The organism is Duganella sp. CF517, assembly GCF_900110275.1.
Lineage (GTDB): Bacteria > Pseudomonadota > Gammaproteobacteria > Burkholderiales > Burkholderiaceae_D > Rugamonas.
This window is the reverse complement of the sequence record NZ_FODC01000004.1, coordinates 90,111-105,686: the sequence shown is the minus strand read 5'-3', so window position 1 is coordinate 105,686 and position 15,576 is coordinate 90,111. Positions and strand designations below refer to the sequence as shown.

The 15,576-nt window shown below is 67.4% G+C and carries 10 protein-coding genes; 2 read left to right on the top strand and 8 right to left on the bottom strand.

The genetic code is table 11. The annotated features are described in order from the left end of the window. Positions 1-798, bottom strand: a complete 798-nt coding sequence (locus BMX85_RS16570) for a substrate-binding domain-containing protein (protein WP_090320438.1) — start codon at positions 796-798, stop codon at positions 1-3. 16 nt (positions 799-814) lie between these two features. Then, positions 815-1,906, bottom strand: coding sequence for a porin (locus BMX85_RS16565; RefSeq protein WP_090320435.1), 1,092 nt, complete (start codon positions 1,904-1,906; stop codon positions 815-817). Between the two features lie 122 nt (positions 1,907-2,028). On the opposite strand from BMX85_RS16565, the gene BMX85_RS16560 reads away from it, so the two are divergent. Then, positions 2,029-2,949, top strand: a complete 921-nt coding sequence (locus BMX85_RS16560; RefSeq protein WP_090320432.1) for a LysR family transcriptional regulator — start codon at positions 2,029-2,031, stop codon at positions 2,947-2,949. Here the strand turns inward: BMX85_RS16560 and galA are convergent. From galA to BMX85_RS16535, 5 genes are all read right to left on the bottom strand, one after another. Further along, positions 2,946-5,855, bottom strand: a complete 2,910-nt coding sequence (gene galA, locus BMX85_RS16555; protein ID WP_218147364.1) for a beta-galactosidase GalA — start codon at positions 5,853-5,855, stop codon at positions 2,946-2,948. The genes BMX85_RS16560 and galA overlap by 4 nt on opposite strands. A 92-nt stretch (positions 5,856-5,947) precedes the next feature. Then, positions 5,948-7,225, bottom strand: a complete 1,278-nt coding sequence (locus BMX85_RS16550; RefSeq protein WP_090320429.1) for a glycosyltransferase — start codon at positions 7,223-7,225, stop codon at positions 5,948-5,950. 10 nt (positions 7,226-7,235) lie between these two features. Beyond that, a complete protein-coding gene (locus BMX85_RS16545; protein ID WP_090320426.1) occupies positions 7,236-7,775 on the bottom strand; it encodes an LOG family protein in 540 nt (179 codons plus the stop codon). After that, the gene (locus BMX85_RS16540; RefSeq protein WP_090320423.1) at positions 7,772-8,557 is read right to left on the bottom strand and encodes a tetratricopeptide repeat protein; all 786 of its coding nucleotides are present in this window, start codon (positions 8,555-8,557) and stop codon (positions 7,772-7,774) included. The genes BMX85_RS16545 and BMX85_RS16540 overlap by 4 nt, the downstream gene beginning before the upstream one ends. A gap of 15 nt (positions 8,558-8,572) precedes the next feature. Then, positions 8,573-9,238: a TetR/AcrR family transcriptional regulator gene (locus tag BMX85_RS16535; RefSeq protein WP_090320420.1), complete on the bottom strand. Its 666-nt coding sequence runs from the start codon at positions 9,236-9,238 to the stop codon at positions 8,573-8,575. Positions 9,239-9,539: 301 nt separating this feature from the next. Between BMX85_RS16535 and BMX85_RS16530 the strand changes: the two genes are divergently transcribed. Then, complete coding sequence (locus tag BMX85_RS16530; RefSeq protein WP_229210521.1) at positions 9,540-11,831, top strand: PAS domain S-box protein; 2,292 nt, start codon at positions 9,540-9,542, stop codon at positions 11,829-11,831. 75 nt (positions 11,832-11,906) lie between these two features. Here BMX85_RS16530 and BMX85_RS16525 read toward each other — a convergent pair whose 3' ends face one another. After that, positions 11,907-15,575, bottom strand: a complete 3,669-nt coding sequence (locus BMX85_RS16525) for an EAL domain-containing protein (RefSeq protein WP_090320417.1) — start codon at positions 15,573-15,575, stop codon at positions 11,907-11,909. Between the last annotated feature and the right edge of the window lies 1 nt (position 15,576).

The window sequence follows — 15,576 nt, the reverse complement described above, 5'->3', positions numbered from 1 at the left end:
TCAGTGCGCGGCGGGCGCCGCCGCCGGTTGCAGGCCGGTGGCCTCGATCGCGGCGGCGTTGGCGGGCGAAGCGAGGAAGCGCAGCAAGGCGCGTCCGGCCTCGGGCTGGCGGGCGTCGCGCACCAGCGCGGCCGAAAACTCCGTCATCAACTGCACTTCCGGCGGCAGCAGGCCGACGATGTCGATGCCCTTGACCGGCATCAGCTCGCTACGCTGCTGGCAGCCGAAATCGGCCTCGCCGTGGGCGATGATTTCGCCCACCGGGGTGGCCGGGATTTTCGCGGCCTTGCCCTGCATCTGCTCGGCGATGTCCAGTTTCATCATCAGTTTTCCCTCGATGTATTCGCCGCTGGCGCTGTCCGAGTAGGCCACCTTGCGCGCCTCCAGGAAAGCCTTGCGCAAGCCGTCGGTGGTGCTGATGTCGGGCTTGGCCACGCCGTGACGCACCGCGCAGGCGATCGGGGAATTGGCCAGCACCACCTTGGTGCCGGGAACCAGGCGCCCCGCGTCCATCAGCTTGTCGAGCGCGTCGCCGACCATGATGACGACGTCGATCCGCTCGCCGCGCGCCAGGCGCGCCGGGATCGCCTTGGCGGTCGTTCCCATCGACGGTCCCCATTCGGACAGCAAATGGTCGCCACTGGTGCGCTCGTATTCGGCTGCCAGGTTTTTGTAGGCTTGGGCGAAGCCGCCCGAGCTGACCACGCGGATGTCGGCGGCATGCGCCGGGCCGGCGGCCAGCAAAGCGAGCGCGACCAGCAATGGGCGGGATTTCCGTATCGAATGATGTTGAGGCATGGTCGTTCTCCGATCGTTAAAATTTCTGCATGAAGCCGAGCGTCAGGGCCGCGCCATGGCGGTCGTCGGCACGGGTGCCGGTGACGCCGGCGGCGTCGCCGCGCCAGCGCGTGTAGTCCGATTCGAGGTACAGGGTGGCGCGCGGCGACAGGTTTTTTTCCAGATAGGCGAAGGCGCGGTCGAAGCCGTCGTCGACAAAGCCGGTGGCCGAGCGCCGCACCTTGTAGTAAGCGGTCGTCAGCAGAAGATCGGGCGCGAATTGCCGGCTCAAGCCGGCGGACATCACGCCCTGCCGCACCGACCGGTCGACGCCGGTGTCGGCGCGGTTCAAGCCGACATTGGCCTTGAACTGCCATTTTTCCACCTGGTAGGCGGCGCCCAGCACGCCGGCGTCGAGGACGAGGTTGTCGCGATTGCGAAAGCGCATCGCGGCGCCGGAAACGGCCAGCCCCGCCTGCTGGTACGCCAGGGCGCCGCCCAAGGTCGACAATGGCGACGTCGCGCCCGCCACCTCGCCGAACGAATACGCCGCGCGCGCCACCACCGGTCCGACGTTGGCGGTGTACTTGACCATGTTGTCGAGCCGGTAGAAGTTGTCGGCATAGCCGCTGGCGCCATATTGCTGGCCGAAAGCGTGGCCGCCGAACGCGGTGTTGCTCAACCCTGTGATGTTGACGTTCGGGTTGAAGCTGGCGTAGCGGATGCCCAGCGGATCGACCGGTGCGATCGCGTCGGCCAGCAGCGTCGCCTGGCGCCCCAGGTACACCGATCCCAGCGGCGATTTGAGGCCCACCCATGCCTGCCGGTCGAAGAGCTTGTCCGATTTGGCCGAGCTGCCCGTGTCCAGATTGAGCCCGCCCTCGAGGCGGTAGACGGCCAGCCAGCCGCCGCCGAGGTCTTCCTGGCCGCGCAGGCCCCAGCGGCTGGTGTTGTTTACGCCGCTGCTGACGGAGGACAGCGTGCCGCCGGCCAGCGGCGCGTTGGCGGCGTTCAGGCTTTTTCCAACACGGACGCCGACATCCCCTATGCCATAGATCATCGCGCTGCTTTGGCCCGGGCAGCTACCGCTTGCCACCGCCAGAAACGCGAACGTGCACCGATGTCGCATCGTGTCTCCATTTTCGAATGATGCCTTCTGATTGACGCCTTCTTGACGAGGCTGCTGATGAGTACCGAATCATCGTTGAAATGGCATAATTTGATAATTGCAATTTTTCCGAGGATTAATGCATGCAACGCATCAATTACGAACTTCATGATTTGCAGGCCTTCGTGGCAGTGGCCGAGCGCAACAGCTTTCGCCAGGCCGCGACGGATCTGTTCCTGTCGCAGCCCGCGCTCAGCCGCCGGATCGAAAAACTGGAGGAAGCGCTGGGGGTCAAGCTGTTCGAACGCACCACGCGGCGCGTGCAGTTGACCAATGTCGGCCAGGCCTTCCTGGTGAACGTGCGCGACGCGCTCAACGGCCTCGAGGATGCCGTGCTGGGCGTCGCCGACCTCGCCGCGCATCGCACCGGGACGGTGACCATCGCCTGCGTGCCCTCGGCCGTGCTGCATTTCCTGCCGGACGTGCTCAAGCGTTTCAGCGCGCAGTTTCCGAAAATTCGCGTGCGTGTGCACGATGAAAGCGCGCAGGACGTGCTCAACCTCGTGCTGACGGGCGAGGCGGACTTCGGCATCAGTTTTACCGGCGCGGAGAATCCGGAAATCCATTTCCAGCCCATCCATGTCGAAAGCTATGTGCTGGCGATGCGCGATGACCATCCGCTGGCCAAGCGCAAGAAACTCAACTGGAAGGACACCGTCGGCGAACGCTATATCTCGGTGGCCAAGTCGAGCGGCAACCGCAGCGTGCTGGACGCCGCGCTGTCCGGCGTGGAAAAACACCCGTGGATCTCCTGCGAGATCAACCACGTGTCAGGCGTACTGGCGCTGGTGGAAGCGGGGCTGGGGGTGGCGGCGGTGCCCGGGCTGTCGATCCCCCGGGAGGCGCACGGCGCGGTGGTCGGCGTTCCTCTGGTCAATCCCACCGTGAACCGAACGTTGGGCTTGATCAGCAGGCATCAACACGCGATGCCGCCGGCATCGCGCACGCTGTTCGACATGCTGGTCGCGGGCCTCGAAAAGCCCCGGCGGCGGGCGGCGCGCTAGCGGGCGGCCGGCCCGCTTTGGAACCGGATCATCGCCGGCGCCAGGCCGGGCGACTTGGCCGTCAAGCTCGCCTCGCCGGCCTGCGCGGTCGATTGCACGATCACCTGTGCCCAGCCGTTGAACACGCGCCGCTGCCACGGCGCCGCCGGGGCGGTCACGCGCAGCACGCCCCATTTGCTGGTGCCCACGGAACGCTCGAACACGCCCTGCACGCCATCCTTGGGCGTCGGCACGACGTAGGCCAGGCTGTTGACGTCCTTTAGCTGCGCGCCGTCCAGCGCGATCATCAGGCCGCCGTCGACCGGCGCCGGCTCGACCGCGCGGCCATTCACATACACCGCCTGACCGGCGTCGAGCCGGTCGATGAACAAGGCGGCGCGACCGTCCGCCGCCAGAACGGGCCGGGGGAACTCGCCACGCAACACAAGATACGGCGTCAGCGGCGGCTGCGCCGTGGGCGGCAGCCACGCGGCCGGATCGCGCCACGACGACGTATCGACCGCCGCGCTGCGCGCCGCCGGATGCTCGGCGCCGTCGACGGCAAGCGTGCGCCAGCCGGAAAGCGGCACGAAAGTGTGGCGGTCGGCCGGACGGTCGGCCTCGTGCGAACCCGGATCGCCATTGCCGACGCCAATGATGCGGATCGGGCCGGATGCCTCGAAGCCGACCAGGTCGCCGGCGGTCGGCACGATCTTGCCGGCGGCGTCGGCGACGTTGACCCATACCACGGCGACATCGGTGCCGTCGGGCTTGAGGTCGGTCTTGTCGGCGCTGAGCGCGACGCGCGCGGCGGCGCCGGTGGTGGCCACCTCGGCCGTGGCCACCGGCCGGCCTTCGCGGTACGCGGTCGCCGTCAATTTTCCGGCTTGGTAAGGCACCATCCACTCCAGCTGGCCGTCCTTGACCAGCGTCTTGCGGCCCAGCGGGCGGCCGTCCTGGAACAGCTCGACCGCGTCGCCGTTGCTGTACACATGCACCTTGATCGGCTGCCCCTCCCTGCCCGCCCAGTTCCAGTGCGGCAGGATATGCACCATCGGTTCGCGCGTCCACACCGACTTCAGGTAATAGGCAGTGTCCTTCAACACGCCGGTGGTGTCGAGCATGCCGAACTGCGAACCGACCGCCGGCCAGCCGAACGGGGTGGTCTCGCCCCGGTAGTCGAAGCCGGTCCAGACGAACATGCCGCTCATCCAGTCGCGCTCCCGGACGCGGCGCCAGCCCTCTCCGATGCTGAGGCTGCTGCCCGGCCGGGCCTGGCGGTCGTAGGCGTTCAGATGCGAACGCGCCGGATCGTCGAAGTAGACGCCGCGCGTGGTGAAGGTCGAGCCCTCCTCCGACATCATCGCCGGCTTGGCCGGATGGTCGCGGTGGAAGCGGTCGACGTCATGCTGGGCGCCGTAGTTAAAGCCGATCACGTCCGCCTCCAGCGACACGCCCTTGCCCGATCCGCTGGTGGCGACCATGGTGCGCCGGGTCGGGTCCATGCGCTTGACATGTCCGTCCATCTCGCGCGCCAGGTGGGGGCCCGGAGCCTTCCACTCCAGCGCCCACTCCTCGTTGCCCACCGACCAGATGATGACGCTAGGATGGTTGCGGTCGCGCCGTATCATGCGCTCGAGCTGGCCGCGCACCTCGGGCGTGGTGCCCATCATGCGGTGCTCGTCGATGACGAGCATGCCGAGCCGATCGGCCTCGTCCAGTAATTCCGGCGTCGGCGGATGGTGCGAGGCGCGGTAGGCGTTCACGCCGAACGACTTGAGCTGCTTCAGGCGCCAGGTCTGCAGGCCGTCCGGCAGCGCCACGCCGACGCCGGCGTGGTCCTGGTGGTTGTTGGTGCCCTGCAGCTTGAGCGGCTTGCCGTTCAGCGAAAAGCCCGTGTCCGGATCGAACACCACGGTGCGGATGCCGAAGCGCGTGTCGTAGCTGTCGACCACGCGACCGTTTTGCAGCAGCGTGGTTTTCATGGTGTACAGGTTCGGCTCCTCGATCGACCACAGGCGCGGATCCGGCACCGTCAGCGCGGCGCTGAACTCGCCGTCGCGCGCGGCGCGCACGCTGCGGCCGGCCTGCTCGGCCTGCGCCACCAGCTTGCCGTCCGGCGCGTATACCTGCTGGCGCAACGTGAACGATTGCGCGCTCTTGCCGTCGTTGGCCACGGTGACGTCGACGTCGATGCGCGCCTTGCCGCCTGCCACTGTCGTTTTGACGAAGGTGCCCCACTGCGCCACGTGCAGCGGCGCGGTCTTGGTCAGCCATACATGGCGGTAGATGCCGGCGCCCTCGTAAAACCAGCCCTCCTCGACGGTGGCGTCGGCGCGCACGGCGATGACGTTGTCGCCGCCGACGTTCAAGTAATCGGTGATGTCGTAGCGGAAGCCCGAGTAGCCGCTCGGTTCGGTGCCGATGTAGTGGCCGTTGACCCAGACCACGCTGTTGCGGTAGACGCCGTCGAACTCGAGCGCGATGCGGCGGCCCTGGTCGCTGGCGGGGATATGGACCACCTTGCGGTACCAGCCGACGCTGTTTTCCGGGAAGTTGCGGCCGATCGCCAGCGAGCCGTGGTTGGTGTTGCCGCGCGCATCGAAGGGCAGCTCGACCGCCCAGTCGTGCGGCAGGTCCAGCTTGCGCCAGGCGGCGTCGCTGAAGTCGACGGCGGCCGGACCGTCGCCATAGCCCGCCTTGGCGAAGAAAAACGGACGCAGTCCGTGCTTGAAGTCCTTTTGCGCATCGTAGGGGTGGCCGTGAGCGAAGCGCCAGTCCTTGTCGATGTTGATGCGCTCGCGGACGTCGGCGGCGCGCGCGGCGGGCGGCGGTGCCGCCCCGGCGGCGGTTACGGCGGTTGCCGCCACGCAGGCACAGCCCGCGAGGATGATGGCGATCAGTATCTTGCTCAGGCGTTTAGTCACTCCGTCTCCTTATTTTTCAGCGGTTTGCTTTAGACCACTCGGCCATGTATGGGCAACCGGCGGCGCATCCATCGCCGATTACGGCGTTCCGCCTAGTCCGCCCCACGTAAAGCCGTGACCGCCAACTCCTCGACCAAATCGGCGATCTGCTCGGCCGGCGCGCGTTCGGCCGCCAGCCTGGCGGCCAGCGCCGCGCAGGCGGCGGCCACCTGCGGCCGGTTCAGCAAACCCGACAGCGCGGCGGTCCAGGCGTCGAGCGGCGCGTCCGGCTTGACCATGGCGCCGACGCCGAGGCGCGCCAGGCGCATGCCGTTGTCGGGCTGGTCGTACGAGAACGGCACCACCAGCTGCGGCCTGCCGGCCGCCATCACCGCGGCGCTGGTGCCGATGCCGCCGTGGTGGACGAACACCGCCACGCGCGGCGCCAGCGCGTCGAACGGCGCGTACGGCACGTGGTGCACGAACGCCGGCAACACCGCCGGCAGCTGGTCGCGGAACGGCGTGATCACCACCACCCGTTGTTGCAAGGCGCCGGCCGCCGCGATCGCGCGGTCGATGAATGCGCGGCCGTGCGCCATCGCCGAACCCGGCGTGACCGCGATCGGCGCGGGACCGGCGTCGAGGAAGCGCCGCAAGGCGTCGCCCGGGGCGTCGTCCGGCGCGGCCGGCATGCGCGGAAAACCGGTGCACACGGTGTTGGGCGGCCAGTCGGGCTGCGGCGCGGCGAACCAGTCGGGGAAGGCGCAGATGACGCGCCGCGGCGAATGCAGCCAATGGCTCATCACGCGCCGCACCGGCGCCAATCCGAGCGTGGCGCGCAAGCGGTTGATTTCGGGTCGCACCGCGGGATCGAGAACCAGGCGCTCGATCAGGCCCAGCACGGCGCGCACCCCCCACGGCGGCATCCTCGCCAGCCACTCCAGCCCAGCCCGCGCGGCGGGGTCGCAGGCCGAAAAGAAGCACGACGGCGCCAGGTGCACCGTGGCCAGCGGCACGCCGCGCGTCTCCTGCAGAATCCGGCCGGTCAGCGCCAGGGTGCTGGCCACGACCACCGTCGGCCGCTGGTCGACCAGCGCCAGCTGCCGCGCATACGACGGCGCGAAATGCCTGGCCATTTTCTTCCAGATCGTGAAGAACCCCTTCTGCGGATGCCACAGGTCGGGGTCGTGCACCAACTCGTCGAGCTCGGCCTGACCGAGGCCGGAGGCGAACGCCATGCCGGCGCGCTCGACCCGCTCCCTGAAATTATCGGAGGCGACCAGCGTGACGTCGTAACCGCGCCGCAGCAGGGCCTGGCCGACGACGATGAAGGGATAGACGTCGCCGGCGCTGCCGGCGGCCAGGATCAGGATGTGGCGGGCGCCGGCCATACGGTGAAGGCTATGCTTTCAGCAGTTTCAGCAGCGCCTGCGGATCGCTGTCGGACATCATCAGCGCCGCGTGCTGCGGACGGATGAAGCCCTGCCCGCTGGCGTGGGCGATGAACTGGATCAAGCCGTCATAGAAGCCGTCGACATTGAGCAGGCCGATCGGCTTGGCGTGGATGCCCAGCTGCGACCAGGTCAGCATCTCGAACAATTCCTCCAGAGTGCCCATGCCACCCGGCATGGCGATGAAGCCGTCCGACAGGCTGGCCATCATGGCCTTGCGCTCGTGCATGTCCTTGACGATGAACTGGCGCGTCAGCCCGGTGTGGCCCACCTCGCGCTCGACCAGCGCGGTCGGGATCACGCCGGTGGCCTCGCCGCCGACCCGCAGCACCTCGTCGGCGATGATGCCCATCAAACCGACATTGCCGCCGCCGTACACCAGCGCCAGGTTTTGATCGACCAGCGCCCGGCCCAGCGCGCGCGCCGCCTCGGCGTAGACCGGGCTGACGCCGGGGTTGGCGCCGCAATACACACAAATCGTCTTCGTCACTGCTGCTTTTCCTCCATCAGTTCCTGTCGCGCGGCCTCGACATCGAGCCGCTCCATGGCGTCGCGCGGGGGCAGCCGCGCGGCCTGTTCCAGCAACGCCGTCGCGTCGGCCATTTTCTTTTTACCGTCGAGCATGGCCAGCGCATGGCCGTACTGGATGCGCGCGATCGCCGACTCCGGATCGAGCCGCAGCGCGGTCTGGAAGTGGCGGTAGCCCTCCTCCTTCTTGACGCCGTAGGTCAGGCCGCCGATCATGGCGCCGACCTTGTCGACGATCTCGGTGTGGTAGACGCCCAGGCCGACGTGGGCGTCGGCGCGCGCCGGCGCCAGTTGCACGGTTTTTTCCAGGCTGGCGCGCACGCGCGGGCCGAGCCCCTGCGCCAGCGCCTTGACCACCGAGATGCCCTCGGCGTAATAGCCCAGCGCGTAGGCGTGCCAATAGTAACCGGCCGGATTGGCGGGCTGCTCGCGCTGCTGGCGCTCGCAGCGCTCGGCCACGCATTCGAAGGTGGCGATGCGCTTCTTAACGCTCGTTTCCAGGTACTGGGCGTAGATGCAGATCGCCTTGTGCGCGACCGAGTAGCCGTTCACGCCGACGTCCAGGCCGAGGCGCGCGGCGCGCTCGAACTCGCCGGCATGGAAGGCGATCCACGCCTGCAGCAGCGCCGGGTTGGCCGGGAACGGCTCCAGGTCGCCGCTGTGCAGCGCCGGCCAGGCGGCCTGCAGGCCCTCCGGCGTGTAGCGGTAGGCGGGATCGGGATAGGGGAAAGGGGTCCAGGCCATGGTGTCTCCGTCGGCTCACTTGAGCTTCTTCAGGTATTCTTCGGACAGTTTCTGGAACAGCAAACTGGTCTCATTGCGCAGATACGGCCCGATCTGCGACAGCACCTGATAACAGCCGCGCGCCAGCGCGTCGGCCATCGATTGCTGCTCGCTGTACTTGCGCGGGTTGCGCACGTACTCGTACGACAACCAGTACGTCGCCACCACCACCATGTTGGTGGCCATGGCGTCGATGGCGGCGTCGGACGCCTCCAGCGATTTTTCGCTGCGCAAGTCCTCGCACAGCTGCTTGGCGACCTTGATCTTGTGCGCCAGGATCTGCTTGAAATGCAGCTCGAGCTTGCGGTTGCGCGACAACAAATCGTTGAGGTCGCGGTAGAAGAAGCGGTAGCGCCAGATCAGCTCGAACATCAGGTGCAGGTACATCCAGACGTCGTCGATGTTCGAGCGCCGGCCATTGGGCACGGTGAGGATGCGCTCGATCTCGGCCTCGAACTGGACGAAGATCGAATTGACGATGTCGTCCTTATTGCGGAAATGGTAATACAGGTTCCCGGGGGAGATATTCATCTCCTCGGCGATCACCGTGGTGGTGATGTTGGGTTCGCCGAACTCGTTAAACAAGCGCAAGGACAATTCCAGTATGCGTTCACGGGTGCGGCGGGGTGCTTTTTGTTGCATAGCGAGGATCTCTGTTTATTCTCGTGCAAGCATAACACCTCTGCGGGCCAAGTGAGAACACCGGGATGACTTCCACGTCGATGACAGCGAATTAACGCGAGATAGGCCATTCTTCGGCACCGGCGCAGGCCGGCGCGCGCGCCGCCGGCGCCCGACGCCGACCGGCCAGGCAAGCGGCCAGGCAAGCGGCCCGGCCAGCGGCCTTCGCAAGCGTCCCGCACGCAACAATAGCGAAAGAAGTCCATTGACAGCGTCGTCCGGACTCCGTATAAATTTACTAAATTAATAACTAGGTCGCGCCATGCAAATGCAAGATGATCTGGACCAACTGATCTTGACGGAAGCGCCCGGCGGGGTCGTCGTTACCACGCCCGACCGCACCATCGTGCGTTGGACCAAGGGCGCCGAACGCATCTTCGGCTACAGCTCCGAGGAAGCCATCGGCAGCAACCTGTGGTCGCTGATCTCCCTCCCCGACCAGGGCGACGCCGACCGCGACATCGGCCGCAAGCTGGCCGAGAGCGGCAGCTGCGACTACGAATCGCTGCGCAGGAAAAAAGACGGCAGCCTGATCTACATCGACGCCTCCAGCGTCGCCATCGCGGACGCCCAGGGGCAGGTGCGGCACGTCGTCTTCAGCGCCCGCGACCGCACCCAGCTCAAAGCGATGCGCGACGCCCAGTTGATGGAGGTCAAGTTCCGCAACGTGTTCGAATCGACGCCGGACAGCATCATCGTCACCAACCTCACCGGCACCATCGTGCTGGCCAACACCCAGGCCGAACGGCTGTTCGGCTACAACCCCAACGAACTGGTCGGCCAGCGCATCGAAGTGCTGTTGCCGCACCGCTTCCGCGACGCCCACGTCGGCCACCGCACGCGCTACTTCGAACAGCCGCGCCCGCGCACGATGGGCGCCGGCCTCGATTTGCATGGGGTGCGCCAGGACCGCACCGAATTCCCCGTCGAGATCAGCCTGTCGCCGATCCAGACCGAGGCCGGCACCTTCGTCATCAGCGCGATCCGCGACGTCAGCGAGCGCAAGAAGGCGGAACAGAAATTCCGCGGCCTGCTCGAATCGGCGCCGGACGCCATCGTCATCGTCAACCAGGGCGGCGAAATCGTGCTGGTCAACTCGCAGACCGAACAGATCTTCGGCTATCCGCGCGCCGAGTTGCTGGGCAAAAAAATCGAAGTGCTGATCCCGGCCCGCTACGGCGCCCAGCATCCGGCGCTGCGGCGCGGCTTCGTCGGCCAGCCGCGGCCGCGCTCGATGGGCGCGGGACTGGAACTGCACGGCCTGCGCCGCGACGGCACCGAATTCCCGGTCGAGATCAGCCTGTCGCCGCTGGAGACCGAGGACGGCATGCTGGTGTCCTCGGCGATCCGCGACATCACCGACCGCAAGCGCATCGAGCAGGCGCTCAACGAGCAAAAATTCGAACTCGAACGCGCCAACCTGGCCAAGGACCGCTTCCTGACCAGCATGTCGCACGAGCTGCGCACGCCGCTCAACGCCATCCTCGGCTTCTCGCAGCTGCTGGCCAACGAGGCGCTGCCGTCGACGGCCGAGCAGAAGCGCGCCTTCGTCCACAACATCGTCGCTGCCGGCAAACACCTGCTGGCGCTGATCGACGAGATCCTCGACCTGGCCAAGATCGAATCGGGCAACATGAGCTTGTCGCTCGAGCCGGTCGAGCTGGGCCCGCTGCTGACCGGCGTCGTGACCATGGTCGAAGACCAGGCGGCGCGGCGCGGCATCCGCATCCTGCGGCCGCAGGCGGCGCCGGTCGTCGTGCACGCCGACCATACGCGCCTCAAGCAAATCGTGCTGAACCTGCTGTCGAACGCGATCAAGTACAACCGCAAGGACGGCGCGGTGGTGCTCAACGTCACGGCGGCGGCGCAGACGGTGCGCGTCTCGGTGCAGGACACCGGCGCCGGACTCGCTCCGCGCCAGCTCGCGGCGCTGTTCGAACCGTTCAACCGCCTCGGCCAGGAGGCCGGCGCGGAGGAAGGCACCGGCATCGGCCTGGTCGTCACCAAGCGCCTCGTCGAGCTGATGGGCGGCACCTTGGGCGTGAGCAGCAGCGTCGGTGTCGGCAGCGTGTTCTGGATCGAGCTGCCGGCGCTGCCGCCGGAGGCGGCCGCGCCGGCGCCATCGGTCGCCTTGCAGGTGCCGTCCGCCGCCCAGTCCGGCGGCGCCACGCCCACCATCCTGTACATCGAGGACAATCCGGCCAGCCTGAAGCTGATCGAGGATGCGATCGGCTTCCGCGCCGACCTGCGGCTGATCACGGCGGTCGACGCGCCGCAGGGCATCGCGCTGGCCATCAGTCAACAGCCCAGCCTGATCCTGATGGACATCAATCTGCCCGGCATGTCGGGGCACGAGGCCAAAAAGGCGCTGGCGGCCGACCGCCGCACCGCCCACATTCCGGTGATCGCGCTGACGGCCAACGCCATGCGCAGCGAGATCCGCAGCGGCATCGAGGCGGGCTTCTTCCGCTACCTGACCAAGCCGATCGACCTCGACATCCTGCACGCGGCCATCAGCGACGCGCTGGCCCGGCCGCCCGGATCCGGCAACTGACGGCGGCAACGGCGCCACGTCCGCTGGCGGCCGGCTGGCCGGCCGCCATTTTGTCAGGGCCGGCGGCGCACGGCGTCAAGCCGGCGCCTGGACCGCCTCGGCGATGCGCAGCGGGCCGTGCGCGCGCGCGTGCAGGCGGAAGCCTTCGCGGATGTTCTCGCGCAGCACCGCGCCCTTCCACGGCTTGGTGTAGAAGCGGTCGATGGCGCCGTGGTTGATGGCGGCCATGATCGGCGTCAGGTCGGCGTAGGCCGACAGCATGATGCGGAAGGTGTCCGGGCACAGGTTCTTGACCCGCTCCATGAACTCGGTGCCGCTCATCAACGGCATGCACTGGTCGCACAGGATCACCTGCACCCGGTGCTTGGCCAGGATGTCGAAGCCCTCGGCGGCCGTCTGCGCCGTCAGGATGCGGTAGCCGTCCTGCGACAGGAAGTCGGTCAGCACGTCGAGCATGAAGGCGTCGTCGTCGACGATGAGCAGGGTTTGCTGGTCGAGCACCGTCTCGTCGACCGGCGCCTGCAGCTGGCGCCCTTCGCGCATCATCGCCTCGAACTCCTCCTGCGGCAACGGACGGCTGAAGAAGTAGCCCTGCATTTCGTCGCAGCCGTGCCGGCGCAGGTAGGACAGCTGGGCGTCCTTCTCGACGCCCTCGGCGATGACCTCGAGCTTGAGGCTGTGCGCCATGTTGATGATGGCCAGCACGATGGCGGCGTCGTCCGGGTTGCTGGTGACTTCGCGCACGAAGGCGATGTCGATCTTCAGTTTGTCGATCGGGAAGCGCTTCAGGTACGCCAGCGACGAGTAGCCGGTGCCGAAGTCGTCGATCGAGATCTGGATGCCGAGCGCCTTCAGGTTCTGCAGCACGGTGATGGTCTCTTCGGCGTTCGACATCAGCGAGCTTTCGGTCAGCTCCAGCTCCAGCAGTTCGGGCGCGATGTCGTGCTCCTTGATGGCCTTGAGCACCTCCTCCTCCAGCCCGCCGACGAAGAACTGGATGCCGGAGACGTTGACCGACAGGTGCACCGCCCAGCCGTGGGTGCGGCGCCATTCGGCGATCTTGCGGCAGGCCTCGTGGATCACCCACGAGCCGACCCGCACGATCAGGCCGGTCTCCTCGAGGATCGGAATGAACAGCGCCGGCGACACCATGCCGTGGCCGGGCCGCTTCCAGCGGATCAGCACCTCGGCGCCGCTGATGCGGCCGTTGCCGATGTGGACCTTGGGCTGGAAGTGCAGCACGAACTCCTGGTTGTCGATGGCGCGCCGCAGCGCGTTCTCCAGGTCCAGGCGCGCCAGCGATTGCGCGTTCATCTCGGCCGTGAAGAAGCGGAAGGCGTCGCGCCCGGCTTCCTTGGCGCGGTACATGGCGGTGTCGGCGTACTGGATCAGCACGTCCGGATCGGTGCCGTCGTCGGGGAACACGGCGATGCCGATGCTGGCCGTGACGGTGACTTCGTGCCCCTTGAGGTCGAACGGACGGCGCATCGAGTCGCGGATCTTGTCGACCACGGCGATGGCGTTTTGCGCGCCTTCGGGCAGCATCAGGATCGCGGCGAACTCGTCGCCGCCGAAGCGGCCGATGGTGTCGCGCACGCGCAGGCAGTCGACCAGGCGGCTGGAGAACTGGCGCAGCAGTTCGTCGCCGATGGTGTGGCCCAGCGTGTCGTTGACGTTCTTGAAGCGGTCGACGTCGAGGAACAGCACCGCCAGCGACCATTGGTGCTCGGCCGCCTGGCGCAGCGAGTGCGTCAGCGAATCGTAGAACTGGCTGCGGTTGGGCAGGCCGGTCAGCGTGTCGAAGTGCGCCAGCTTGAGCAGGCGCTGCTCGGCCTCCTTGCGCTCGGTGATGTCGCGCGCCACCGCCACCAGGATCCAGCTCGGACCCGAGCGCAACGTGCGCCGCTGCACCTCGACCGCCAGCGGCTTGCCGTCGCGGCATTGCAGCAGCAGTTCCGTCATGGCGCCGCTCTGGTCGCCCGACAGCAGTTTCTCGTACAGTTCCTCGAGCTTGCGCAGATCGCCCTCGGCCGCCACGCCGGGGCCGATCTTGAGGAAGTCCTCGCGCTCGTAGCCGAGCATGCGGCAGGCGGTGGCGTTGACGTCGACGAAGCACATGCCGGCGCGGTCGACCAGGAAGATGGCGTCGGCGGTGGCGTCCATCGCCAGCCGGAAGCGCCGCAGGTCCTCGTCGAGGCGGATGCGGGCGTTCATGTCCAAGGTCAGCTGCGCGTGGTGGCGCTTGATCTCGTCGTACAGCAGCAGGTTTTCGTAGGCCACCGAGATTTGCGCGGCCACCGTGGCGGCGACGCGCTCGTCGACCTCGGAGAAGCCGTCGGCGCCGAGCTTGTCGACCAGATAGAGCCAGCCGTGGGTGCGCTCGCGCGAGGCGATCGGCACGCCCAGGAACGAGTGCACCGGCGGATGGCCGGCCGGCAGGCCGATGTTGGCCGGATTGCCGTCGAGATCGTTGATGCGGCACGGCATGCGCTGCTCGAGCAGGCCGCGCAGCACGCCGGCGCGCGGCGACTGCGCGATCTGGCGGATCGGCACGCCGGCGCCGCAGCTGGCGTAGTACGTGAGTTCGGTGGCGTCGGCCTCCAGCACGCCGATGCAGGCGTACTTGGACACGCAGATGTTCTGCGCCACGCGGCAGCCGATTTCGACCAGCGCGCGCGGGTCGCGCTCGGTGCCCAGCTCGATGCCCAGCTCGATGAGCGCGGTCAGCCGCAGGCTCACCGCCTGCAGGCTGGACAGGGAACTCGACAGCCGCTGCGTCATCAGCGACAGGTGCTCGGGGGCGCCGTCGGCCGCCTCGGTCGATTCGTTGGCGAACTGCGTGATCAGCTGGCTGCTCGATTCGAGCTCGCCCAGGTACTCGGCCACCTTGTCGTCGATGTTGAGGAAACGCCCCTCCTGCGGCGGCTCGGGCGCGAAGGCCGGCAGGTCGCGCCCGCCATCGGCGTCGCCGTCGCCGACCATGGCCAGTCCCAGCGCCTCGTGCACGGTGCGCAGGATCACGTCCGGATCGGACGGCTTGGGCAGCACCCAGCGCACGCCGCACGATTGCGCCACGGCCATCGCCTCGCGCTCGCGGTAGGTGGCGGTGTAAAAGATCACCGGCACGTTGGCCGTCTCCGGATTGCCGTGCATGCGCGTGACGAACTCGTAGCCGTCCATATTCGGCATCAGGATGTCGGAGATGACCAGGTCGGGCCGCTCGGCGAGCACCATTTTGAGGCCCTCGGCGCCGTTGGACGCCTCCAGCAGGCGGTGGCCGCCGTAGCCGAGCAGGGTCATCAGGAACTCGCGGTTGAGCACGTGGTCGTCCACGATCAGGATCGTGGCGATGTCGTTTTTAGGCGGGGTCGACATCTCCCCGTCCAAAAAAGACTCGATTTGCGCCACGAACGTGTCCGGTTCGATCGGCTTGCCGATATAGCCGTCGAAGCCGGCCGCGAGCAGGCGTTCGCGGTCGCCGACCATCGCCAGCGCCGTCACCGCCAGGGTCGGGATGTGGCGCACCGTCGCGTCGCCCTTCAAGGCGGCGACCACGCCGTAGCCGTCGAGCTTGGGCAGATGGACGTCGCAGATGATCAGGTCGGGCAGCTCGCGCAGCGCGGCCGCCACGCCCGCCTCGCCATCGACCGCCGACAGCGGCGTGTAGCCGAACGCGCGCAGCAGGTAGACCATCAACTCCATGTTGGTGGCATTGTCTTCAATAATCAGTATACGTGCCGACACC

Coding starts and splice junctions, on each gene's coding strand:
- BMX85_RS16540 (WP_090320423.1), bottom strand. CDS start 8,557: ATGGCCTGGACCCCTTTCCCCTATCCCGATCCCGCCTACCGCTACACG.
- BMX85_RS16530 (WP_229210521.1), top strand. CDS start 9,540: ATGCAAATGCAAGATGATCTGGACCAACTGATCTTGACGGAAGCGCCC.
- BMX85_RS16565 (WP_090320435.1), bottom strand. CDS start 1,906: ATGCGACATCGGTGCACGTTCGCGTTTCTGGCGGTGGCAAGCGGTAGC.
- BMX85_RS16535 (WP_090320420.1), bottom strand. CDS start 9,238: ATGCAACAAAAAGCACCCCGCCGCACCCGTGAACGCATACTGGAATTG.
- BMX85_RS16570 (WP_090320438.1), bottom strand. CDS start 798: ATGCCTCAACATCATTCGATACGGAAATCCCGCCCATTGCTGGTCGCG.
- BMX85_RS16550 (WP_090320429.1), bottom strand. CDS start 7,225: ATGGCCGGCGCCCGCCACATCCTGATCCTGGCCGCCGGCAGCGCCGGC.
- BMX85_RS16560 (WP_090320432.1), top strand. CDS start 2,029: ATGCAACGCATCAATTACGAACTTCATGATTTGCAGGCCTTCGTGGCA.